Below are 22,098 nucleotides of genomic sequence, written 5' to 3' on the forward strand. Positions count from 1 at the left end.
CACTCCCGGCAACGACCTCGGGAGGAGCCACCAAGGTGCGCAAGGTACTCATCGCCAACCGCGGCGAGATCGCCGTCCGCGTCATCCGCGCCTGCCGCGACGCCGGCCTGGCGAGCGTCGCCGTCTACGCGGACTCCGACCGGGACGCCCTGCACGCCACCCTCGCCGACGAGGCGTACGCCCTGGGCGGCGACACCGCGGCCGACAGCTACCTGCGGATCGACAAGCTGATCGACGTGGCCGCGCGGGCCGGCGCCGACGCGGTGCATCCCGGCTACGGCTTCCTCTCCGAGAACGCCGACTTCGCCCAGGCGGTCATCGACGCCGGGCTGACCTGGATCGGTCCCACCCCGCAGGCCATCCGCGACCTGGGCGACAAGGTGACCGCCCGGCACATCGCCCAGCGGGCCGGCGCGCCACTGGTCCCCGGCACGCCGGACCCGGTCGGCAACGCCGACGAGGTGATGGCCTTCGCCGTCGACCACGGGCTGCCGGTCGCCATCAAGGCGGCGTTCGGCGGCGGCGGGCGCGGCCTCAAGGTGGCCCGCACCATGGAGGAGATCCCGCACCTGTTCGAGTCGGCCACCCGCGAGGCGGTCGCCGCGTTCGGCCGGGGCGAGTGCTTCGTCGAGCGCTACCTGGACAAGCCCCGCCACGTCGAGGCGCAGGTGCTGGCCGACCAGCACGGCAACGTCATCGTGGTGGGCACCCGGGACTGCTCGCTCCAGCGCCGGCACCAGAAGCTGGTCGAGGAGGCCCCGGCGCCGTTCCTCACCGAGGCCCAGCGCCGGCAGATCCACGACAGCGCCAAGGCGATCTGCCGGGAGGCCGGCTACCACGGCGCCGGCACCGTGGAATACCTGGTCGGCGCGGACGGCACCATCTCCTTCCTGGAGGTCAACACCCGGCTCCAGGTCGAGCACCCGGTCACCGAGGAGACCTCCGGCATCGACCTGGTCCGCGAGCAGTTCCGCATCGCCGACGGTGAGAAGCTGCGGTTCACCGAGGACCCGGCCCCGCGCGGGCACTCGATCGAGTTCCGGATCAACGGCGAGGACCCGGGCCGCAACTTCCTGCCCGCCCCGGGCACCATCACCGCGCTGCGGCTGCCCACCGGGCCGGGCGTGCGGGTGGACACGGGCGTCGCGGCCGGCGACGTGATCGGCGGCAACTTCGACTCGCTGCTGGCCAAGGTGATCATCAGTGGGGAGACCCGCACCGAGGCGCTGGAGCGGGCGCGCCGCGCGCTGGACGAGATGGTCGTCGAGGGCATGGCGACGGCGCTGCCCTTCCACCGCCTGGTGGTGCGCGACGAGGCGTTCACCGCCGAGCCGTTCACCGTGCACACCCGGTGGATCGAGACCGAGTGGGACAACACCGTCCCGGCCTTCACCGCCGCCGGCGCCGCCGAGGGCCCGGCCGAGCGCGAGACCGTCGTGGTCGAGGTGGGCGGCAAGCGGCTGGAGGTCACCCTCCCGGCCGGCCTCGGCGCGGGTACGGCGGCAGCCGCGCCCGCCGCGAAGAAGCCGGCCCGCCGGGGCGGCGGCGCCAAGGCCGGCGCGGCGGCCGGCGGCGACACGCTCGCCTCGCCCATGCAGGGCACCATCGTCAAGATCGCCGTGGCGGACGGGGACACCGTCGCCGAGGGCGACCTCGTGGTGGTCCTGGAGGCCATGAAGATGGAGCAGCCCCTGCACGCCCACAAGGCCGGCACGGTGAGCGGCCTGTCGGCGGAGGTCGGTGCCGTGATCACGGCCGGCGCGGCGATCTGCACCATCGCCTGACGTCCGCGGCGGTCCCGCCGGCCGGGGTGGTTTGGGCCACCAGCGGCGGCGGGACCGGCCGCGAGCGGGAATGATGGCCGGGTGCGGTTCCTTCATGGCGCGGTTCCCGCGCACGACCTGACCTACAACGACGTCTTCATGGCGCCCAACCGGTCCGAGGTGGGCTCCCGGCTCGACGTCGACCTGGCCACGGCCGACGGCACCGGCACCACCATCCCGCTGGTGGTGTCGAACATGACAGCGGTCGCCGGCCGCCGGATGGCCGAGACGGTCGCCCGGCGCGGCGCCATCGCGGTGATCCCGCAGGACATCCCCATCGAGGTGGTCGCGAACGTCGTCGCCTGGGTCAAGCAGCGGCACCTGGTGCACGACACGGCGATCACGCTCGGCCCCACGGACACCGTGGGCGACGCCATCCACCTGCTGCCGAAGCGGTCGCACGGCGCGGTGGTCGTGGTGGACGAGGCCGGCCGGCCGCTCGGCGTGGTCACCGAGGCCGACACCGTCGGGGTGGACCGCTTCGCCCAGCTCCGGCACGTCATGTCGACCGAGCTGCACACCGTGCCGGCGGACGCGGACCCGCGTACCGGCTTCGACCGGCTCTCGGCGGGCCGGCGGCGGCTCGCCCCCGTGGTGGACGCCGAGGGGCGCCTGGTCGGGGTGCTGACCCGGTCGGGCGCGCTGCGCGCCACGCTCTACAAGCCGGCCGTCGACGACCGGGGCCGGCTGCGCGTCGCCGCCGCGGTGGGCATCAACGGCGACGTGACCGGCAAGGCGGCCGCCCTGCTGGAGGCCGGCGTGGACACCCTCGTGGTGGACACCGCGCACGGGCACCAGGAGCGGATGATCTCGGCGCTGCGGGCGGTCCGCAAGCTCGACCCGGCGGTGCCGGTGGCGGCCGGCAACGTGGTCACGGCCGACGGCGTACGCGACCTGGTCGAGGCGGGCGCGGACATCATCAAGGTCGGCGTCGGCCCGGGCGCCATGTGCACCACCCGGATGATGACCGGCGTGGGCCGCCCGCAGTTCTCCGCGGTGCTCGACTGCGCCGCGGCGGCCCGTTCGCTCGGCCGGCACGTCTGGGCCGACGGCGGCGTACGCCACCCGCGGGACGTGGCGCTGGCCCTCGCCGCGGGCGCCTCGAACGTGATGATCGGCTCCTGGTTCGCCGGCACCTACGAGTCCCCCGGCGACCTCTACACCGACGCGGACGGCCGGCGCTACAAGGAGAGCTTCGGCATGGCCTCGGCCCGCGCGGTGAGCGCCCGTACCGCCGAGGACAGCGCCTTCGACCGGGCCCGGAAGGCGATCTTCGAGGAGGGCATCTCCTCGGCCCGGATGTACCTGGACCCGACCCGTCCGGGTGTCGAGGACCTGATCGACGAGATCATCTCCGGCGTGCGCAGCGCGTTCACGTACGCGGGCGCCCGCAACCTGGAGGAGTTCCACGAGCGGGCCCTGGTCGGCGTGCAGAGCACCGCCGGCTACACCGAGGGCATGCCCCTGCCGACGAGCTGGTGATCCCGGGGGCCGGGTCCCGCGCCGAGGGGCCCGGCCGTCAGGGGAAGAGCCCGCTGATCACGGTGCGGGCGGCGGCCTCCGGGTCGGGGCCGACCCGGGGCGGCAGAGCGCCGGAGAGCCAGAGCGTCGCGAAGCCGTGCACGATCGACCACGCCGCCAGCGCGTCGACGTCCGGCCCCCGGCCGGTGCGCCGGGACACGCCGGTGCGCAGCAGTTCGCCGGCGCGGGTCCGGGCGGCCACCACCTCGGGATCGTCGGCCCGGTAGAGGTCGGGGCGGAACATCACCTCGAAGTGGGCCCGGTGCCGGACCGCGAACCCCACGTACGCCACCCCGGTGTCGATCAGATCGTCGCCGGCGTTCGCCAGGGCGTCGGCCAGCAGCGTGAAGCCCTGAGCGGCGAGCGCGGTGAGCAGCCCCGCCTTGTCGCCGAAGTGGTGGGCGGGGGCGGCGTGCGAGACGCCGGCCCGGCGGGCCAGGTCGCGGAGGCTCAGCGCGGCCGGGCCGGACTCGGCCATCACCTCCACCGCCGCGTCGAGCAGGGCGCGGCGGAGGTCCCCGTGGTGGTACGGGCGGGACTGGGTCATGCACACCACTCTAACTTGTCATTGACAAGATGGCTCTTCGCGGCGCAATCTTGTCAATGACAAGTTGATCCCCTCGGAAGGCGTACCCATGGCACCTCTGATCGCCCTCATCGCCGGCACCGCCGCGGCCCGGCTCGCCGGCCTGCTCGGCGTCGACGCCCTCGACGGCTGGCACTCCGCCCTGCGGATCGGCCTGGCCCTGATGTTCGTGCTGACCGGCTCGGCCCACTTCCTGTCCCGCCGCGCCGACCTGATCGCCATGGTGCCGCCACGGCTGCCCCGGCCCGACCTGCTGGTCACGCTGACCGGGGTCCTCGAACTGGCCGGCGCGCTCGGGCTGCTCCTGCCGGCCACCGCGCGGGCCGCGGCCGCCGGCCTGGCGCTGCTCATGCTGGCCATGTTCCCGGCCAACGTCTCGGCCGCGCGTCGCGGGCTCACCCTCGCCGGGCGCCCGGTCACCCCGGTCGGCGTCCGGACGGCCCTCCAGGTGGTCTTCGTCGCCGCCGCCCTGGCCGTGGTGTTCGGCTGACCGCGAAAATAGTTTGGGGCCTTACCGTTCGGGGGCTAACGTAACGCCCGTGAACATGGGACCGCTCGTCCGCTTCCCCGACGTGCTCCAGCAGGCGCCGCTCGGCCGGCTCATCTCCATCGCCGGACACGTCGTCGAGCAGCGCTGGGGCCGCTACCTCGCCGAACACCACGGGCTCACCTCCGCCGGCATGCGGGTGCTGCTCGTCCTGCTGCGGGCCGGCGACAGCACCCACCGGGAGATGGCGGAGCGGTGCTTCGTCCGGCCCGCCACCCTCACCGGCATCGTCGACACCCTGGAGCGGGACGGCTTCGTCGCCCGCCGCCGGGACCCGGCCGACCGGCGCAGCGTCCAGCTCAGCCTCACCGACAAGGGCCGGGAGCACGCGCTCGCCATCATCGACCTGATCCACAGCAATCGGCCGCTGACCTCGGTCGACGCGGACCCGGCGAAGCAGGCGGTCATCCGCGAGTTCCTCACCGAAATCATCACGAGCATGTCCGATGGGGACCTTCGCCGGTTGAACCCGGACAGCGAGTCCGACACCGAGAACCCATCGGGGAGCCGTCCGTGCTGATCCGCCTGCTCCGTACCCACCTGCGCCCGTACCGGCGGTTGCTGGCCGCGGTGGTGGCCTTCCAGTTCGTCGGCACGATGGCATCGCTCTACCTGCCGAGCCTCAACGCCGACATCATCGACCGCGGCGTGGCCGTCGGCGACACCGACCAGATCCTGCGTACGGGCGGCTGGATGCTGCTCGTCAGCCTGCTCCAGATCGCCTGCTCGATCGTCGCCGTCTACCTCGGCGCGAAGACGGCCATGGGCTTCGGCCGGGATGTCCGGGCCGGCATCTTCGCGCACGTCAACCGCTTCTCCGCCCGCGAGGTGGCCCGGTTCGGGGCGCCCTCGCTGATCACCCGGAACACCAACGACGTGCAGCAGGTGCAGATGCTCGTGCTCATGAGCTGCACCATGCTGGTCGCCGCGCCGATCATGAGCGTCGGCGGCGTGGTCATGGCGCTCCAGGAGGACGTCGGGCTCTCCTGGCTCATGCTGGTCTGCGTGCCGGTCCTGGCCGTCGCGCTGGGCCTCATCACCCGGCGGATGGTCCCGGGCTTCCGGCTCATGCAGACCCGGATCGACACGGTCAACCGGGTGCTGCGCGAGCAGATCAGCGGAATCCGGGTGGTCCGGGCCTTCGTCCGCGAGCCCTACGAGACCGAGCGGTTCCGGGTGGCGAACACGGACCTGACCGCGACCGCGCTGCGGATCGGCCGCCTCCAGGCGCTGATCTTCCCGGTGGTGATGCTGGTGCTCAACGTCTCCAGCGTCGCGGTGCTCTGGTTCGGCGCGGAGCGGGTCGACTCCGGCCAGATCCAGGTCGGCGCGCTCACCGCCTTCCTGCAGTACCTGATGCAGATCCTGATGGCGGTCATGATGGCCACCTTCATGCTGATGATGGTGCCGCGCGCGGCCGTCTGCTCCGAGCGGATCGTCGAGGTGCTGGACACCGACTCGTCGGTGGTGCCGCCGGTCGAGCCGATGATCGCGATGACCCGGCGCGCGGAGCTGGAGTTCCGCCGCGTCTCCTTCCAGTACCCGGGCGCGAGCGCCCCGGTGCTGCACGACATCTCGTTCCGGGCCAGCCCCGGCCGGACCACGGCGATCATCGGGTCCACCGGCGCCGGCAAGACCACCCTGCTCACCCTGATCCCCCGGCTGGTCGACCCCACCGCCGGCGCCGTGCTTGTCGACGGGGTGGACGTACGGCTGCTGGAGCAGGACGAGGTGTGGCGCCGGATCGGGCTGGTGCCGCAGCGGCCGTACCTGTTCACCGGCACCGTCGCCAGCAACCTCCGGTACGGCAACCCGGACGCGACCGACGCCGAACTCTGGGCGGCGCTGGAGATCGCGCAGGCCCGCGACTTCGTCGCGGAGATGCCGGGCGGGCTGGAGGCGCCCATCGCGCAGGGCGGCACGAACGTCTCCGGCGGCCAGCGGCAACGGCTCGCCATCGCCCGCGCGCTGGTCCGCCAGCCGGAGATCTACCTCTTCGACGACTCCTTCTCCGCGCTCGACCTCGGCACGGACGCCCGGCTGCGGGCCGCGCTGAAACCGGTCACCGCGGACGCGGTGGTGGTGATCGTGGCCCAACGGGTCTCCACGATCGTCGACGCCGATCAGATCATCGTGCTCGAGGACGGGGGCGTCGTCGGGATGGGACGACACGAGGACCTGCTGGTGACCTGCCCGACGTACGCCGAGATCGTGGCGTCCCAGCAGACGGCGGAGGTGACCGCATGACCGCCGTACCCGGACAGAAGCCCGGCCCCGGTCCGAAGGCCGACGGGCAGGCGCCGCAGCGGCTGCCCGCGGCGGCCGCCGCACGGCGCGGCGGGGGCCCGCCGTGGATGGGCGCCGCCATGCCGGCGGAGAAGTCGATGAACTTCGGGCCGTCCGCCCGCCGGCTGCTCGGCCGCCTGCGGCCGCACCGGTTCTCCCTGACCGCGATCATCACCCTGGCGGTGGCAAGCGTCGGGGCGAGCGTGATCGGCCCGAAGATCCTCGGGCACGCCACCGACATCATCTTCGCCGGGGTGATCGGCCGGCAGATCCCCGCCGGCACCACCCCGGAGCAGGCGGTCGCCGCGGCCCGGGCCGCCGGCAACGACAACTTCGCCGACATGCTGGCCCGGATGGACGTGGTGCCCGGGGCGGGCATCGACTTCACGGCGCTGGGCCGCACCCTCACCCTGGCGCTCGCGCTGTACCTGGGCGCCAGCCTGCTCATGTGGTGGCAGGGCTGGCTGCTCAACGGGGTGGTGCAGCGCACCGTGCTTCGGCTGCGCGCCGACGTGGAGGACAAGCTCAACCGGCTGCCGCTGCCCTACTTCGACAAGCAGCCCCGGGGTGAGCTGCTCAGCCGGGTCACCAACGACATCGACAACATCTCGCAGACCCTGTCGCAGACCCTCAGCCAACTGCTCAGCGCACTGCTCACCGTTGTCGGCGTGCTGGCCATGATGTTCTGGATCTCGCCGCTGCTGGCCCTGGTCGCCCTGGTGGCGGTGCCGCTGTCGGTGGTCGTCACCCAGCAGATCGCGAAGCGCTCGCAGCGCCGGTTCATCGCCCAGTGGCGGCACACCGGCGAGCTGAACGGCCTCATCGAGGAGACCTACACCGGCCACGAGCTGGTAAAGGTCTTCGGCCGGCAGCGCGAGGCGCAGGCCGCCTTCGCGGCCAAGAACGAGGAGCTGTTCCAAGCCAGCTTCGCCGCCCAGTTCATCTCCGGGATCATCATGCCGGCGATGATGTTCGTGGGGAACCTCAGCTACGTCGCGATCGCCGTGGTCGGCGGGCTGCGGGTGGCCTCCGGCACGATGAGCCTCGGCGACGTGCAGGCGTTCATCCAGTACTCGCGGCAGTTCACGCAGCCGCTGACCCAGATCGCCTCGATGGCCAACCTGCTCCAGTCCGGGGTGGCCTCGGCCGAGCGGGTCTTCGAGGTCCTCGACGCCGAGGAGCAGGTCGCGGACCGGCCCGCGCCCCCCAAGGTCACCGGCCGGGTCGAGTTCGAGCACGTCTCCTTCCGCTACGACCCGGACAAGCCGCTGATCGACGACCTCTCGCTGGTGGCCGAGCCCGGGCACACCGTGGCCATCGTCGGCCCGACCGGCGCCGGCAAGACCACCCTGGTCAACCTGATCATGCGGTTCTACGAGCTGGACGCCGGCCGGATCACCCTGGACGGGGTGGACATCAGGTCGATGAAGCGGGCCGAGCTGCGCGGCCGGATCGGCATGGTGCTCCAGGACACCTGGCTCTTCGGCGGCACCATCCGGGACAACATCGCGTACGGGCGGCCGACCGCCACCGAGGAGGAGATCCTGACCGCGGCCCGGGCCACCTTCGTGGACCGGTTCGTGCGCAGCCTCCCCGACGGCTACGACACCGTGATCGACGAGGAGGGCAGCAACGTCAGCGCCGGCGAGAAGCAGCTCATCACCATCGCCCGGGCGTTCCTCGCCGAGCCGTCGCTGCTGATCCTCGACGAGGCCACCAGCTCCGTCGACACCCGCACCGAGGTGCTGCTCCAGCGGGCCATGGCGGCGCTGCGCAGCGACCGGACCAGCTTCGTCATCGCGCACCGGCTCTCCACCATCCGCGACGCCGACCTGATCCTCATGATGGACGAGGGCCGGATCGTCGAGCAGGGCACGCACGACGAGCTGGTCGCGGCGAACGGCCCGTACGCCGAGCTCTACCGGTCGCAGTTCACCGGCGCGGCCGTCGACGAGGAGGCCGCCGCGCCGCTGCCGGCCGGCGGACCGCCCGGGAGGCCGGGCGGGCCGCCCGGACGCCCCGGCGGCGGGCCGCCCGGGAAGCCGGCGGCCGCGCCGGCCGGACGCTGACATGGACGCCACGAGCGGCGGCCCGGCCGGAGCGGCGCGCCGCCGGTCAGGCCGGCGGGAGCAGGTCGGCCGAGCGGGCCGCCACCACGGCGCCGACCAGCCCCAGCGCGTCGGCCGCGGGCATCGGGTCGAGCCCGCGCCCGTCGCGCAGCCGCAGGGCGACCGACCCGTCGGCGGCCTCCCGGCGGCCGATCACCCCGACGTACGGCACCTTCCGGCGGGCCGCGTCGCGGATCCGGGCGCCCAGCGAGCCGGCCAGGTCGACCTCGGCCCGCAACCCGGCCGCCTCGGCCCGGCGGGCCAGCGCCACGGCCGCGTCGGCCTGGCCGTCGTCGACCGGGAGCAGCACCAGCTGCACCGGGGCGTACCAGGCCGGGAAGGCGCCGGCGTGCACCTCGATGAGGTACGCGAAGAGCCGCTCCATGCTGCCCACCAGGCTCCGGTGCACCATGACCGGCCGCTTCCGGCGCCCGTCCGCGTCGGTGTACGACAGGTCGAACCGCTCCGGCTTGTCGAAGTCGAGCTGGACGGTGGAGATGGTCGACTCCCGGCCGGCCGCGTCCACGATCTGGATGTCGATCTTCGGGCCGTAGAAGGCGGCCTCGCCCGGCCCTTCCTCGTAGTCCACCCCGTCGAGCGCCGCGCGGAGCAGCTCCTCGGCCCGCGCCCAGTCGGCGTCGTCGCCGACGTACTTCTCCCCCGGCCCGCGCATCGACAACCGGAACCCGGCCGGGCGGACGCCGAGCGCCGCGTGCGCCTCGCGGATCAGCCGGAGGATCTCGCGTACCTCGTCGCCGACCTGCTCCAGCGCGCAGAAGTTGTGCGCGTCGTTCAGCGAGATGGCGCGGACCCGCGACAGTCCGCCGAGCACCCCGGAGCGCTCCGCCCGGTACATCCCGCCGATCTCCGCGACCCGCAGCGGCAGCTCCCGGTAGGAGCGGCCGCGGGCGCGGAACACCAACGCGTGGTGCGGGCAGAGCGCGGGGCGCAGCACGAACTCGTCGTCGGCGCTCAGCCGCATCGGCGGGAACATGTCGCCGGCGAAGTAGCCGACGTGGCCGGACAGCTCGAACAGCTCCCGTTTGCCCAGCGGCGGCGAGTAGACGTGCCGGTAGCCGGCGCGGCGCTCCAACTCCCGCACGTACTCCTCGACGGCGTGCCGGGCGGCGGCGCCGGCCGGCAGCCAGATCGGCAGCCCGGCGCCCGCGAGGGGGTCCGAGACGAACAGCTCCAGGTCCCGGCCGAGCCTGCGGTGGTCGATCATGTCGCTCTCCTTGATCGGGTACGACCCGGAGGCGAGCTGGCCCGGAACGCCGCGAGGCCCCGGAGCGGATCGCCCCGGGGCCTCGTCGACGAAAACGTCAGTGCGGCGCGCCGGGAACACCCGGCGTCGTGGTCCTCACCGCGCTGCGCATGCGGCGACGGTACGCGCGGCGGCGCGGCTGGTGCACCTGGATTCCGCGACGCACCCGGCGGTGGTGCGGTAGGAGCGGGTCGCCGGCACGGGACCTGCCGGCGACCCGCGGCGGCCCGTCCGTCGGGAACGGGGGACCCGACGTCTCCGGAGCCGCGCGCCGACAACGGTACGCCGCCGATCGTCGATCCGCCGCCCGCCCCCGCGGCCGGCGGCGCCTCCGCGGCTCGTCACATTCGGCGCCGCTGCGTCGTTGTACACCAGTGGCCTGCCGGTGTCGCCGGTCACCGCCGGGCAGGGCCGATCACGGTGACGCGGGACACGCCGTCAGGCTCGGTGCTGTCGAACGGGGAACTCCGGCGAGGTGGCGGTCGTGGCCGAACTCATCTCTGACGTCGCGTCGCCCACGTGGGCGTACGCGGTGCTGCTCACCCTGCTGGTCGCCGACGCCTTCGTGCCGGTGGTGCCGACCCAGGTCGTCATGATCACCAGCGGGGCACTGACCGTCTACGGCGGGCTCAACCTGCCGCTGACCATCGCGGTCGGCGCGCTCGGCGTGTTCGCGGGCGACCTCGCCTGCTACGTGCTGGGCCGCACCGCGCCCACCCGCCGCGAGCCGCGACACGGGACGCCGGGACGGGCCCGCCGGGCCGCCGCCCGGGTCACCCGTGGCCTGCGCGAACCCGGGCCACTGGTGATCCTGCTCTGCCGGTTCGTGCCCGGCGGCCGGATGGCGGCCTGCTTCTCGGCCGGGCGCAGCCGCTACCCGTACCGCCTCTTCATCCTGTACGAGGCCGCCGCGGCCGTCTGCTGGGCCGCGTACGGGACGCTCGTCGGCCACCTCGGCGGAGCGGCGCTGACCGAGTCGGCGTGGCGGCTGCTGCTGATCGGCGGCACGGCGGCGGCCGGGTTCGCGGCGGCAGGCTGGGCCATGACGGCGATCAGCGCCCGCCACGCCCACTCGGAGGCCGAGGCAACGGTCGAGGAACCGACGATCGCCTCCTGAGGCACGGCCTGTAGGGGGCGACCCCGGGATCGAAGTGGGTGGTGGTCCCCGATCCGTTTCGGGCGGTTCCGGCGACAGGCTGAGGCATGCCTGGAACCCGGAACAGCGGCCTGCTGGCCCTCGGCGGGATCGCCCTGGCGGCGGTGCTCGCCGTCCTCGGTCACCTCGAGGTGAGCGACGACCTGAATCCCTGGTCGCTGACCGTCAGCGACTTCGCCGTCTCGGACCGGGGCGGCGTCATCGACACGGCCATAGCGGTGCTGGCGGCGGCGACCGTCGTACTCCTGCCGGCGCTGCGGCGGGCCGGCGCGGGCCGGCTCGCGGGAACGCTGCTGGTGGCCTGGTCCGCGGGCCTGCTGGCGGCCGCGGTGGTGCCCACCAACGAGCCGGGGCTCCCCATGGACACCGCCGCCTACCTGCACCGGTACGCCTCGGTGGTGGCCTTCCTGGCGCTGCCGGTCGCCGGCTGGCTGCTCGCCCGGCCGCTCGGCGGGCGGGCCGCCGGCTGGCTGCGCGGGCTCGCCCTGACCAGCCTGCTGCTGGCCGCGGTGATGGTCTGGTCGGCCTACCCGGGCGACCGGCTGCTGATCGGCCTCGCCGAACGCGTGCTCATCCTCGCCGAGGTCGCCCTGCTCGCGGTGGTCGCGGCCACGCTGGCCGGACGCCGCCTCGGCGGCGTGGCGGTGCCCCGGGGGTGGGAACACCGCCAGCTCGCCGAGGTGGCGCGCGAGGTCACTCCAGCTCGTGGAGCATGAGCTGGCGGGCCGCCTCGGTGATCGAGCCGGACAGGCTCGGGTAGATGGTGATGGTCTGGGCCAGCTCGTTGACGGTGAGGTTGTTCTCCACCGCCATGGTGATCGGCAGGATCAGCTCGCTGGCCTTCGGCGCCACGACCACGCCGCCGATCACCTGCCCGCTGGCGGGCCGGCAGAAGAGCTTGACGAAGCCGTCGGCCAGGTCGGCCATCTTCGCCCGGGCGTTGCCGGAAAGCGGCAGCATCACCTGTCGGGCCGGGACCTTGCCGGCGTCGACCTCGTCCTGCGAGACGCCGACGGTGGCCAGCTCCGGGTCGGTGAAGACGTTCGCCGCGACGGTACGCAGCCGCAGCGGCCGGACGGCCTCGCCGAGCGCGTGCCACATGGCGATCCGGCCCTGCATGGCGGCGACGCTGGCCAGCGGCAGCACGCCGGTGCAGTCGCCGGCCGCGTAGATGCCGGGGACGTTGGTCCGGGACACCCGGTCGACCGTGACGTAGCCGCCCCGGGCCAGCTCGACGCCGTACTCGGCGAGGCCCAGGTCGGCGGTGTTGGGGATCGAGCCGACCGCGATCAGCGCGTGCGAACCGGCCACCACCCGGCCGTCGGAGAGCACCACCTCGACGCCGTCGCCGATCCGGCGGACCGCCTCGGCGCGGGAGTTGTTGAGGATGGTCATGCCCCGGTTGCGGAACACCCGCTCGATGGCCGAGGCGGCGTCGGCGTCCTCGTGCGGCATGACCCGGTCGCGGCTGGAGACCAGCGTGACCTCGACCCCCATGGCCAGGTACGCGCTGGCGAACTCGGCGCCGGTCACGCCGGAGCCGACCACGATCAGGTGCTCGGGCAGCTCCGGAAGGTCGTACACCTGGCGCCAGGTGAGGATGCGCTCGCCGTCGGGCAGGGCGGTGGGGAGCTGGCGCGGGGTGGCGCCGGTGGCGATCAGCACTGTGGTGGCGGCGATCGAGTACTCCTCGCCCCCGTCGGCCGGCGCCACGATCACCCGGTGGGTGTGACCGAGGGTGTCCTCGCCGAGCCGGGCGGTGCCGGCGACGAACTCGACCCCGGCCTTGATCAGCTTGGCGTGGATGTCCGCGGACTGCGCCAGGGCGAGCCGCTTGACCCGCTCGTGCACCGCCGGGGCGTCGACGGTGACCGCCTCCAGCCCGTCGGAGTGCACACCGAACTCCTCGGTGTCCCGGTAGCCGGTGACCACCTCGGAGCTGGCGATGAAGGTCTTCGACGGCACGCAGTCGGAGAGGACGCAGGCGCCGCCGGCCCCCTCGGCCTCGACCACGGTGACATCGGCGTCCAGCTGGGCGGCGACGAGCGCCGCCTCGTACCCGGCCGGCCCCCCGCCGATGATCACGATCTGGCTCACAGGGCCATCCTTTCGTCCGCGATGCTCACAGTGACTTTCTTCTCCCCGTCGCGTTCGACACGCACCGTCGTATTCTCCCCCACCCGTCGGCCGGGCTATCGTCATCGCCGTGCGTCTCTACGCCGCTTACGGCTCGAACCTGGACCCCGCTCGCATGCGCGCCTACTGCCCGCATTCGCCGATGGTGGGCACCGGCTGGCTGGAGGGGTGGCGGCTCACCTTCGCGGGCGAGGACGTCATCGGCTGGGAGGGCTCGGTCAGCACCGTCGTCGAGTCGCCGGGCGACCGCGTCTTCGTGGCGCTCTACGACATCCACCCGTACGACGCGGCGCAGCTCGACGAGATCGAAGGCGTCACCTCGGGGACGTACCGGAAGCTGACCGTCCGCGTCTCGACGCTGGACGGGGACGTGACCGCCTGGGTCTACGTGTTCGACGGGTACGAGGGCGGCCTGCCGACGTCGTGGTACCTGTCGGAGATCGCGAACGCGGCGGAGAAGGCGGGCGCGCCGGACGACTACGTCACCGAGCTGCGGTCCCGCCCCACCGGCACCGCGTCCGCGTAGCGCGTCTCCCACGTCTCCAGTCTGCTCCGGCGGGTCCTCCGGCCGGGCGTCGACCCCGCGGCGGGTCGCGTATCACACACCCGCGGCGGGGACACTCCGCTCGTACATGTCGGTCCAGCGCGCGTCGGCCAGCCCGACGGAGCGGTAGAGGGTGACCGGCGCGGTCGGGTTGGCCAGGTCGACACCGAGGCCGGCCTCGGCCCGACCCTTCGCGGCGTAGACGGCGAAGGCCCGGCGCAGCAGCGCCGCACCCACCCCGCGCCGCCGGTACGCGGGCAGCACGGACAGCGTCCGCACCCAGCCCATGTCCTGGTCGAGGGCCTGGTCGGAGGACTGGAGCGCGCCGGCCGGCTCGCCGTCGACCTCGGCCACGAACCACTCGTCCCACACCTTGCCGTACGACGGGAGCTGCTCGCGCCACTGGTCGAAGCCGACCGGCTCGTAGTCGGGGGTGTCCCGGAAGGCGGTGTCAAAGATCCGGTGGAACAGCCGCAGGTCGGACTCGTCGTCGGCGCGCAGCAGCCGGACGGTCACCCCGGCTGGGGGCGCCGGCTCGGCGGGAAGGTCGGCCAGCGAGCGGGTCATCCGGATGTACCGCTTGATCCGGGTGAAGCCGGCCTCGACCAGTTCCTCGGCCCAGCGGGTCTCCGGGGCGTAGACCCCGGTGCGGGCGGTGAGGGCGGGCAGGCCGCGTTCGGCGGCCCGCTCGGCGACCCGGTCGAGCAGCCGGGCCAGCAGCGGAGCGCGCAGGTCGGCGGCCCGGTCCGGGTCTACCAGGACGTCCACCCACTCCCGGCCCACGCCGGTGGGGTTGCTCAGGATGGACCAGGCCACGGCGGTGCCGTCCGGGTCGGTGACCAGCCAGGAGTCCCGGGCCATGTCGACGAAGGGCGCGGTCAGGGCGTCCCGCACGTCCTCCGCGTCGAAGTCGGGGTAGCCGACCGCGAAGGTGTCGGCGGCGTGCACCACCTTCAGGATCGCGGGCACGTCGTCGAGGGTGGGGCGGCGGGCGGTCCAACCGGCGGGAATCGTCACGCGGCAGATAGTGGCAGCCGCCCTCGCGACGCGCTTCCCATTTATCGGCCGCGGAGGCGCAGCCGCGCGACGGTGAGCAGGTTGAGCAGTTCCGCGCCCTCGCCGGGGCCGAGGGCCCGGAACGCCGGGGAGACCAGCCGGTCGGTCACCGCCTCGGCCCAGAGCCGCCGCCGCACCAGCGGGCCCACCGGCGGGTACGGCGGCGGCCAGCCGCACGCGGCGGCCCCGGCGTCCCCCTCCGGCCCGGCCAGCACCGCCTCCAGCGGTGTCATCCCGGAGGCCCGCACCGCCAGCAGGTACGCCCCGGCGAAGTGCTCGCGGAGCAGCAGCAGCGCGACGGCCGCCCGGGCGCCGGGCGCGGGATCGTCGACCGGCATGGCCCGCCAGGCGGCGAAGAGCGGCATCGCGCTGCCGTCCGCCGCGTCGACAGCCCGGCCCAGCAGCCCGGCGAGCCGGGACGTCTCCGGTGCGTCGCCCAGGGTGGCCACGCCCCACCGGCAGCACTCGGCCAGGTTCGCGGCGGCCACCTCCAGCGGCGGGACGGTCCGCACGGCGGCGTCCCAGCCGTCGGCGACCGCCTCCGGTGCGATGAAACCGAGCGCGGCGGCGACGGTCTCGGCGCGGACGTCGCCGAGGGCCCCGGCCCGGCCGGTGATGTAGAAGGCCCAGCCGGAGATGCCGAGCAGCCGGGCCCGGCGCAGCGTCGACGGGCAGCGGGAGAATGCCTCCCCGAGCTCCAGCACCAGCGGCTTGCTGGCGGCGGCGACCTGCTCCGGGGTCATCGGCGGCACCCCACCGTCCGTCCACCGTGGTCATCCATCACGGTCAGTCTGCCCCGTGACCACCCTCCGCGGCATCCCCCTCTTCGGCGTCGAGCGCCTCCAACGCGGCCTCGACCTCGCCGGTGCGCCGGCGCGCCGCGGTGAGCGACCGCTCCGCGCCCCGGCGGGCCAGCTTGGCCCGGCTCAGCTCCTGCTCGGCGACGGCCCGACGGCGTTCGAGTTCGGCGAGCTCGGTCTCGATCCGGTCCAGCGTCGCCCCGCCGTCCCGTTCGGCGTCGGCGGCCTCGGCCAGCTCCGCCTCGGCCCGCTCCTGCTCCTCGCGGGCCTTCGCCAGCTCTCGTTCCACGGCCCGGCGGCGCTTCGCCCGCTCGGCCCTCGCCGCCCGCTCGGCGGCGCGCTCGTCACGCGTCCGCCGGGCCTCGGCGCGCTCGGCCGCCCGGTCCGGTACGGCGGGTTCCTCCTCCCCACCGCCGGTGACCAGCCGCAGTTGCGGCCTGGGCACCTCGCCGAACCCGGCGTAGTGGGTGGCCCGGAGCAGCCGGCCGGCGCGGACCTGCTCGGCCACCTCGGTGTCGGAGAGTGCGGCGTTCAGCGTCGCCTCCACCTCGCCGAGCGGCAGCTTCCCGACCGGCGGGGCGCCCGGCTCGGTGGCGGCGAGCTTGCGTACCTCGGCGACCAGGGCGCCCACGACGGCCCGGCGTTGCGCGGACAGCTCGCGGAGCCGGCCGCCGCGCAGTTCCCGCTGGGCGGAGCGGAGGGACTCGGCGAGCTGCGCCAGGTCGGCGACCAGCTCCGGGCGGCGGATGGCGAGGAGGTTGACCAGCCAGGCGGCGACGGTGGGCCGGCGCAGCTTGCCGATCTCCCGGGCGCCCTTCGGGTCGCCGGCCCGGCGTGCCTCGGCGACGGCGGCGTCCCGGGCCGCGACGAACCGGTCCGGCGGCGTCGCGTAGAGCCGCTGGACCAGGTCGGGGGGTGGACCGGCCATGCGGGGTCAGGCGTCGATCCGGGTGCCCGGTTCCAGCCGCCGGTACTCGGTCTTCGACAGCGCGGTGTACTGGCGGTCGAGCACGCCGAAGCCCCTGTCGTTGAGCAGCCCGTCGTGCAGCGCGAAGGCCCGCCGCGGAGCGACCGCCCGGATGAAGTCGACGACCTCGGAGAACTTCGACCAGGGGGCGTGGATCGGGGCGAAGAGCGTGTCCACCTGGATGTCGTCGGGAACGACCAGCGAGTCGCCCGGGTGGTAGACGACGTCGTTGAACACGTAGCCCAGGTTCTGCACGACCGGGATGTCCGGGTGGATGACGGCGTGCTGGCCGCCGTACGCGCGGACCGCCACGCCGGCCGCGGTGAACGACTCGCCCGGCACGACCACGGTCAGCGCCTCGGCCGCGTCGCCCAGGGTGCCGGCGAGCGACGCGGGACCGTGCACGGGGACCGGCCGCCGGTCCAGCGCCCGGGTCAGCGCCTCGACGTTCACGTGGTCCGGATGCTCGTGGGTGATGAGCACCGCGTCCACCCCGTCCAGCGCCTCGGGTTCGCTGTAGACACCGGGGTCCACGACCAGCACTCCGCCGTCGTGCTCCAGCCGGACGCAGGAGTGGGTGTACTTGGTGACCTGCATCGTGACTCCTCGATTATCGAATCGTGACGTCCTCAGCGCAGTCTGCCGGAACCGGCGCGGTGTCGCGTCGCGTCCGACGTATCGGTCCCGTGGCGGGGCCGTCGGAGGATCGGAGCGGGGACATGAGGATACGGGACAGCCGGCGCCGGGGCCGGGCGCTCGCGGCGGCCGGGCTGCTGGTGGTGTTGGGCGTCGGGGCGTGCAGCGCGGGCAGCGACTCGGGCGGCGACAACGCGGGTTCGGCCGCCCAGCCGCAGGCGGTGGCGGGTGGGGCGGCGGACCGGGACCAGGCCGCGCCGGAGAAGGCGCAGTCCGGTGCGGGAGGCGCGGACCTGCGGGTCGACCAGCGGGCGATCATCTACACCGGAACGCTCCAGGTGCGGGTGGACGACGTGGAGCGCGCGGCACGCGAGGCGAGCACGGCGGTGACGGCGGCGGGCGGTTTCGTCGGCGGCGACCAGCGCAACAGCGATTCCGCGGACGCCCGGGCCGAGCTAATCCTGCGGGTGCCGGCGGACCGGTTCACGAGCGTGCTGGAGGCGCTGGCGAAGCTCGGCAGGCAGGAACGGCGCGAGGTACGGACCGAGGACGTGACCGAGGAGACCGTCGACCTGGACGCCCGGATCGCCACCCAGCGCGCCCGGGTGGACAGCGCCCGCCGGCTGCTGGCCCGGGCCACCTCGATCAACGACCTGGTCACGCTGGAGAACGAGGTGGGCCGCCGGGAGGCGGACCTGGCCTCGCTGGAGGCGAAGAAGCGCCGGCTCGCCGACCTGACGGCGCTCTCCACCGTCACGGTGACCTTCGTCGGCCCGGAGGCCGCGGCCACCGAGGACGAGGAGGACCTCGGCTTCCTGACCGGGCTGCGGGGCGGCTGGTCGGCGTTCCTGGGCTCGCTGCGGGTGGCGCTCACCGTGCTGGGCGCGGTGCTGCCGTTCGCGCTGGCGATCGGCGTGCCGGTGGCGCTCGTGGTGGCCCTGGCGCGTCGCCGCGGGCGCCGTACGCCGCCGGCCGGTCCGGCGCAGCCGGAGCCGGCGGCTCCGGTGCCTAGCGGGCCGCCGCCAGTGCCCGCAGCGCGGTCTGGACCATGAGGCGTACGCCCACCGGGATGGCGCGCTCGTCCACGTCGAACGAGGCCCGGTGCAGGTCCACGTTGGGCCCGTTCCGGCCGACGCCGAGGCGGGCGAGCGCGCCGGGCACGTGCTCCAGGTACCAGGAGAAGTCCTCGCCGCCCATGCTCTGCGGGGTCTCGGCGATGCCCTCCGGGCCGAGCGCGGCGGCGGTGGCGGCGGTGAGCACGCCGATGGCGCGGGCGTCGTTGGTGACCGGCGGCCGGCCGCGCAGGTATTCCAGGTCGACGGTGGCGCCGGTGGGGGCGAGGACGTCCCGCACCACCTGGGCCACGATCTTCGGCGCCTGGTCCCACGTGTCCCGGTCCATCACCCGCAGGGTGCCGGCGGCGCAGGCCTCGGAGGGGATGACGTTGTAGCGGGTGCCGGCCGAGGCGTGGCCGAACACCAGCAGCAGCCCGCTGTTGGCCGGCACCCGGCGACTGACCAGGGTCGGCACCTCGGTGACCAGCCGGCCGAGCGCGTCGACCAGGTCGACGGTCAGGTGCGGGCGGGCGGTGTGCCCGCCGGGGCCGGTGAGCCGCACGGTGACGTTGTCGGCGGCGGCGGTGATCGGGCCGACCCGCAGGCCGACCTTGCCGACCGGCAGGTTCGGGTCGCAGTGCACCGCGAAGATCTGCACGACGTCGTCCAGGCCGCCGGCCTCGATGACCTCCAGCGAGCCGCAGGGCAGGATCTCCTCGGCGGGCTGGAAGATGAGCCGCACCCGGCCGTCGAGCTGGCCGAGGTCGGCGAGCTGGGCGAGGAGCATGCCCACGCCGAGCATGACGCTCGTGTGCACGTCGTGCCCGCAGGCGTGGCAGACGCCGTCCACCGTGGACCGGTACGGCACGTCCTTCGGGTCGGTCAGCGGCAGCGCGTCGATGTCGGCGCGGAGCGCGATCACGGGACCGTCCGGGCGCCCGTCGATGTCGCAGATGACGCCGTTGCCCTTGGGCAGCAGGCGCGGGTTCAGCCCGGCGAGGGAGAGCTCCCGGTGGACCAGGGCGGCCGTCTCGAACTCCTCGCCGGAGAGCTCCGGGTGGGAGTGGATGTGACGGCGGGTCGCGATGAGGCCGGGTACCCGCAGCGCGAGCAGATGGTCGAGCTCGAATGGCAGGGGTTGGGACCCGGTCGGCGCCTCCGGCCAGGACGATGCCAGCGGGCTGCCCGACGGCAGCGTCAACGCACTCGTCACGTCGAATTCTCGATCACTAGAGATGGATGGATCATCGGGGAGAACAGCAGACAGCCTAGACCTCCGGCGGTGACGCTGCGCAACATCTTTCGCGTAGCGGTCGGACCGCGCAGCGTCACGAATGCCCTGGTGGGAGGGCCCGAATATCTGCGGGACAGCAGGTAGATCGCGGTCGAACGCCGTCATCTGCCCCACACCTCCTACAACGCGTAACCGATTCATCGGTCACCAAATCCCCGGTCGTCGTTCCGAATTGTCGCATTAGTCGTGGCAATTAACTGCCGCTCGGACAATTCGCGACAACCGTCGGCTGTCGAGCGACTCCCGACGGTGACATGCCGGTCCCGAGTGCGACCGCACAGGCTGTCCGTCCGGTTCACCCCGACCGGGTTACCCGCATTCCCGATCCGCACACGCGCGCCGGCTCCGGCCACGCTGCCCGACGGACCCGGGAGCGGCGCCCGGGCGGCGGCGCCCGGGGAGGATCCGCACCGAGCCGTCACCGCCCCCGCCGCGTGCGGGGAGACCATCGACTGTACGCCGCCCCGCGCCGAACGCCCAGGTCAGCGCCGGGTCGGGAACGCGACGGCGGCCCGCGCCGGACACCACGCGGGTGCCGGCGGGGCCGCCGTCGGGTCGACTCAGAACCTGTCGCTCGGCCGGTAGATCCCCCACACGTCGCGCAGCGTGCCGCACACCTCGCCGACGGTGGCCCGGGCACGCAGCGCGTCCTTCATCGGGTAGAGCACGTTGGCGTTGCCCTCGGCCGCGGCCCGCAGCTCGGCCAGGGCGCGCTCGACCGCGCCGGAGTCCCGCTGGGCGCGCAGCTTGGCGAGCCGCTCGGCCTGGGCGACCTCGATCGTCGGGTCCACCCGCAGCGGCTCGTACGGCTCCTCCTCGTCGATCTGGAACCGGTTGAGCCCCACCACCACGCGCTCGCCCGAGTCGATCTCCTGGGCGATCCGGTACGCGGACTGCTCGATCTCCCGCTTCTGGAAGCCGGCCTCGATGGCGTCCACCGCCGAACCGTGGTCGAAGACCCGGTGCATCAGCTCGTCGGCCGCCGTCTCCAGCTCGGCGGTCATCGCCTCCACCACGTACGACCCGGCGAACGGGTCGACGGTGGCGGTCAGGTCCGTCTCGTACGCCAGCACCTGCTGGGTGCGCAAAGCCAGCCGGGCCGCCTTCTCGGTGGGCAGCGCGATCGCCTCGTCGAAGCTGTTGGTGTGCAGCGACTGGGTGCCGCCGAGCACCGCGCCGAGGCCCTGCACCGCCACCCGGACCAGGTTCACCTCCGGCTGCTGGGCGGTGAGCTGCACGCCCGCGGTCTGGGTGTGGAACCGCAGCATCATCGACTTCGGGTCCTTCGCCCCGAACTCGTCGCGCATGAGCCGGGCCCAGATGCGCCGGGCCGCCCGGAACTTGGCGACCTCCTCCAGCAGCGTGGTGCGGGCCACGAAGAAGAACGAGAGCCGGGGCGCGAAGTCGTCCACGGCCAGCCCGGCGGCGAGCGCCGCCCGGACGTACTCCACGCCGTTGGCCAGGGTGAACGCGATCTCCTGCGCGGGCGACGCCCCCGCCTCCGCCATGTGGTAGCCGGAGATGGAGATGGTGTTCCACTTCGGCACCTCGGCGCGGCAGTACGCGAAGGTGTCGGCGACCAGCCGCAGCGAGGGCTTCGGCGGGAAGATGTACGTCCCCCGGGCGATGTACTCCTTGAGGATGTCGTTCTGGATGGTGCCGTTGAGCGCCGAGCCCGGCACCCCGGACTCCTCCGCCACGAGCTGGTAGAGCAGGAGCAGCACCGAACCGGGCGCGTTGATGGTCATCGAGGTGGACACCTTGTCCAGCGGGATGCCGTCGAAGAGCGTCCGCATGTCCTCGATGGAGTCGATGGCGACCCCGACCTTGCCCACCTCGCCGTGCGCGATCGGCTCGTCGGAGTCGTACCCCATCTGGGTGGGCAGGTCGAAGGCGACGGAGAGGCCCATGGTGCCGGCGCGCAGAAGCTGGTGGTAGCGCGCGTTGCTCTCCGTGGCGGTGCCGAAGCCGGCGTACTGCCGCATGGTCCACGGGCGGGAGGTGTACATCGTCGGGTAGACCCCGCGGGTGTACGGGTACTCGCCCGGGCCGCCCAGCCGGGAGTCCAGGTCCTCCGGAAGGTCGGCCGCCGTGTAGACGCCCTTGATCGGGAAACCCGACTCGCTTGACCGCGCTTCGCTCATTACCGGATGGTAGGACGCGGTCGCCGTTCGTTGGGTGAGGGATACCGCACACCGCGACGGCGGCATCGACCGGAGGTGAGTAGCTGGCCACATACCGTCGAGTAGGTAAACGTCCGCCGCGTCGGGTTTCGCATCGGGCGTCGGAACCAGCAAGATAGGGGGGTTGTGTCCCAGC

Annotated in this window: 19 protein-coding genes; 10 read left to right on the forward strand and 9 right to left on the reverse strand. The window is 73.6% G+C overall.

What is annotated here, in order from left to right; all coding sequences use genetic code 11:
• Positions 1 to 35: 35 nt before the first annotated feature.
• Together GA0070603_RS15880 and GA0070603_RS15885 are read left to right on the forward strand one after the other, a co-directional pair.
• On the forward strand, positions 36 to 1,784 hold the full coding sequence (locus GA0070603_RS15880) for an acetyl/propionyl/methylcrotonyl-CoA carboxylase subunit alpha (RefSeq protein ID WP_091314088.1): 1,749 nt from the start codon (positions 36 to 38) through the stop codon (positions 1,782 to 1,784).
• Positions 1,785 to 1,865: 81 nt separating this feature from the next.
• Positions 1,866 to 3,305: a GuaB1 family IMP dehydrogenase-related protein gene (locus GA0070603_RS15885; RefSeq protein ID WP_091314091.1), complete on the forward strand. Its 1,440-nt coding sequence runs from the start codon at positions 1,866 to 1,868 to the stop codon at positions 3,303 to 3,305.
• Between the two features lie 37 nt (positions 3,306 to 3,342).
• On the opposite strand, the gene GA0070603_RS15890 is transcribed toward GA0070603_RS15885, so the two are convergent.
• Positions 3,343 to 3,891: a TetR/AcrR family transcriptional regulator gene (locus tag GA0070603_RS15890; RefSeq protein WP_091314095.1), complete on the reverse strand. Its 549-nt coding sequence runs from the start codon at positions 3,889 to 3,891 to the stop codon at positions 3,343 to 3,345.
• 88 nt (positions 3,892 to 3,979) lie between these two features.
• Between GA0070603_RS15890 and GA0070603_RS15895 the strand changes: the two genes are divergently transcribed.
• From GA0070603_RS15895 to GA0070603_RS15910, 4 genes are read left to right on the forward strand one after another with little or no spacing between them, the layout of a single operon-like run.
• The gene (locus tag GA0070603_RS15895; protein WP_091314098.1) at positions 3,980 to 4,420 is read left to right on the forward strand and encodes a DoxX-related protein; all 441 of its coding nucleotides are present in this window, start codon (positions 3,980 to 3,982) and stop codon (positions 4,418 to 4,420) included.
• 55 nt (positions 4,421 to 4,475) lie between these two features.
• Positions 4,476 to 4,997, forward strand: coding sequence for a MarR family winged helix-turn-helix transcriptional regulator (locus GA0070603_RS15900; protein ID WP_091321999.1), 522 nt, complete (start codon positions 4,476 to 4,478; stop codon positions 4,995 to 4,997).
• Positions 4,991 to 6,724: an ABC transporter ATP-binding protein gene (locus GA0070603_RS15905; protein WP_091314101.1), complete on the forward strand. Its 1,734-nt coding sequence runs from the start codon at positions 4,991 to 4,993 to the stop codon at positions 6,722 to 6,724. The genes GA0070603_RS15900 and GA0070603_RS15905 overlap by 7 nt, the downstream gene beginning before the upstream one ends.
• Positions 6,721 to 8,832 (forward strand): ABC transporter ATP-binding protein, encoded by a 2,112-nt coding sequence (locus tag GA0070603_RS15910; RefSeq protein WP_091314104.1) that lies wholly within the window; start codon positions 6,721 to 6,723, stop codon positions 8,830 to 8,832. The genes GA0070603_RS15905 and GA0070603_RS15910 overlap by 4 nt, the downstream gene beginning before the upstream one ends.
• 46 nt (positions 8,833 to 8,878) lie before the next feature.
• On the opposite strand, the gene thrS is transcribed toward GA0070603_RS15910, so the two are convergent.
• Positions 8,879 to 10,111 (reverse strand): threonine--tRNA ligase, encoded by a 1,233-nt coding sequence (gene thrS / locus GA0070603_RS15915; protein ID WP_341864954.1) that lies wholly within the window; start codon positions 10,109 to 10,111, stop codon positions 8,879 to 8,881.
• A gap of 508 nt (positions 10,112 to 10,619) precedes the next feature.
• Between thrS and GA0070603_RS15920 the strand changes: the two genes are divergently transcribed.
• Both GA0070603_RS15920 and GA0070603_RS15925 read left to right on the forward strand, forming a co-directional pair.
• A complete protein-coding gene (locus tag GA0070603_RS15920; RefSeq protein ID WP_091322000.1) occupies positions 10,620 to 11,252 on the forward strand; it encodes a DedA family protein in 633 nt (210 codons plus the stop codon).
• Positions 11,253 to 11,338: 86 nt separating this feature from the next.
• Positions 11,339 to 12,007, forward strand: a complete 669-nt coding sequence (locus tag GA0070603_RS15925) for a DUF998 domain-containing protein (RefSeq protein WP_091314112.1) — start codon at positions 11,339 to 11,341, stop codon at positions 12,005 to 12,007.
• Here GA0070603_RS15925 and GA0070603_RS15930 read toward each other — a convergent pair.
• A complete protein-coding gene (locus GA0070603_RS15930) occupies positions 11,985 to 13,388 on the reverse strand; it encodes an NAD(P)H-quinone dehydrogenase (protein ID WP_091314116.1) in 1,404 nt (467 codons plus the stop codon). The two genes, GA0070603_RS15925 and GA0070603_RS15930, sit on opposite strands and share 23 nt — an antisense overlap.
• A 109-nt stretch (positions 13,389 to 13,497) precedes the next feature.
• On the opposite strand from GA0070603_RS15930, the gene GA0070603_RS15935 reads away from it, so the two are divergent.
• Positions 13,498 to 13,953, forward strand: coding sequence for a gamma-glutamylcyclotransferase (locus GA0070603_RS15935; RefSeq protein ID WP_091260426.1), 456 nt, complete (start codon positions 13,498 to 13,500; stop codon positions 13,951 to 13,953).
• Positions 13,954 to 14,025: 72 nt separating this feature from the next.
• On the opposite strand, the gene GA0070603_RS15940 is transcribed toward GA0070603_RS15935, so the two are convergent.
• Genes GA0070603_RS15940 through GA0070603_RS15955 form a run of 4 tightly spaced genes read right to left on the reverse strand, consistent with a single transcriptional unit; the run spans position 14,026 to position 17,391 of the window.
• Positions 14,026 to 14,988, reverse strand: coding sequence for a GNAT family N-acetyltransferase (locus GA0070603_RS15940; RefSeq protein WP_091314119.1), 963 nt, complete (start codon positions 14,986 to 14,988; stop codon positions 14,026 to 14,028).
• Between the two features lie 41 nt (positions 14,989 to 15,029).
• The gene (locus GA0070603_RS15945) at positions 15,030 to 15,770 is read right to left on the reverse strand and encodes an SCO6745 family protein (RefSeq protein ID WP_091314122.1); all 741 of its coding nucleotides are present in this window, start codon (positions 15,768 to 15,770) and stop codon (positions 15,030 to 15,032) included.
• 43 nt (positions 15,771 to 15,813) lie between these two features.
• A complete protein-coding gene (locus GA0070603_RS15950) occupies positions 15,814 to 16,755 on the reverse strand; it encodes a hypothetical protein (RefSeq protein ID WP_091314124.1) in 942 nt (313 codons plus the stop codon).
• Positions 16,756 to 16,761: 6 nt separating this feature from the next.
• Complete coding sequence (locus GA0070603_RS15955) at positions 16,762 to 17,391, reverse strand: MBL fold metallo-hydrolase (protein ID WP_091314128.1); 630 nt, start codon at positions 17,389 to 17,391, stop codon at positions 16,762 to 16,764.
• Positions 17,392 to 17,513: 122 nt separating this feature from the next.
• On the opposite strand from GA0070603_RS15955, the gene GA0070603_RS15960 reads away from it, so the two are divergent.
• Positions 17,514 to 18,482, forward strand: a complete 969-nt coding sequence (locus tag GA0070603_RS15960; RefSeq protein WP_208862890.1) for a DUF4349 domain-containing protein — start codon at positions 17,514 to 17,516, stop codon at positions 18,480 to 18,482.
• Here GA0070603_RS15960 and GA0070603_RS15965 read toward each other — a convergent pair.
• Both GA0070603_RS15965 and GA0070603_RS15970 read right to left on the reverse strand, forming a co-directional pair.
• Positions 18,439 to 19,698 carry an amidohydrolase gene (locus GA0070603_RS15965; RefSeq protein ID WP_091314131.1) on the reverse strand — a complete coding sequence of 420 codons (1,260 nt, stop codon included), beginning with the start codon at positions 19,696 to 19,698 and terminating at the stop codon, positions 18,439 to 18,441. The two genes, GA0070603_RS15960 and GA0070603_RS15965, sit on opposite strands and share 44 nt — an antisense overlap.
• 641 nt (positions 19,699 to 20,339) lie before the next feature.
• Positions 20,340 to 21,923 carry an acyl-CoA mutase large subunit family protein gene (locus GA0070603_RS15970; protein ID WP_091314134.1) on the reverse strand — a complete coding sequence of 528 codons (1,584 nt, stop codon included), beginning with the start codon at positions 21,921 to 21,923 and terminating at the stop codon, positions 20,340 to 20,342.
• Between the last annotated feature and the right edge of the window lie 175 nt (positions 21,924 to 22,098).

The sequence above is a fragment of the Micromonospora chersina genome (genome assembly GCF_900091475.1).
Classification (GTDB): Bacteria; Actinomycetota; Actinomycetes; order Mycobacteriales; family Micromonosporaceae; genus Micromonospora; species Micromonospora chersina.

What these genes read in the sequence shown, in the direction of transcription:
- GA0070603_RS15895 (WP_091314098.1), top strand. Translation starts at nt 3,980, where the DNA reads ATGGCACCTCTGATCGCCCTCATCGCCGGCACCGCCGCGGCCCGGCTC.
- GA0070603_RS15950 (WP_091314124.1), bottom strand. Translation starts at nt 16,755, where the DNA reads ATGGCCGGTCCACCCCCCGACCTGGTCCAGCGGCTCTACGCGACGCCG.
- GA0070603_RS15890 (WP_091314095.1), bottom strand. Translation starts at nt 3,891, where the DNA reads ATGACCCAGTCCCGCCCGTACCACCACGGGGACCTCCGCCGCGCCCTG.
- GA0070603_RS15925 (WP_091314112.1), top strand. Translation starts at nt 11,339, where the DNA reads ATGCCTGGAACCCGGAACAGCGGCCTGCTGGCCCTCGGCGGGATCGCC.
- GA0070603_RS15955 (WP_091314128.1), bottom strand. Translation starts at nt 17,391, where the DNA reads ATGCAGGTCACCAAGTACACCCACTCCTGCGTCCGGCTGGAGCACGAC.
- GA0070603_RS15945 (WP_091314122.1), bottom strand. Translation starts at nt 15,770, where the DNA reads ATGACCCCGGAGCAGGTCGCCGCCGCCAGCAAGCCGCTGGTGCTGGAG.
- GA0070603_RS15910 (WP_091314104.1), top strand. Translation starts at nt 6,721, where the DNA reads ATGACCGCCGTACCCGGACAGAAGCCCGGCCCCGGTCCGAAGGCCGAC.
- GA0070603_RS15960 (WP_208862890.1), top strand. Translation starts at nt 17,514, where the DNA reads ATGAGGATACGGGACAGCCGGCGCCGGGGCCGGGCGCTCGCGGCGGCC.
- GA0070603_RS15970 (WP_091314134.1), bottom strand. Translation starts at nt 21,923, where the DNA reads ATGAGCGAAGCGCGGTCAAGCGAGTCGGGTTTCCCGATCAAGGGCGTC.
- GA0070603_RS15900 (WP_091321999.1), top strand. Translation starts at nt 4,476, where the DNA reads ATGGGACCGCTCGTCCGCTTCCCCGACGTGCTCCAGCAGGCGCCGCTC.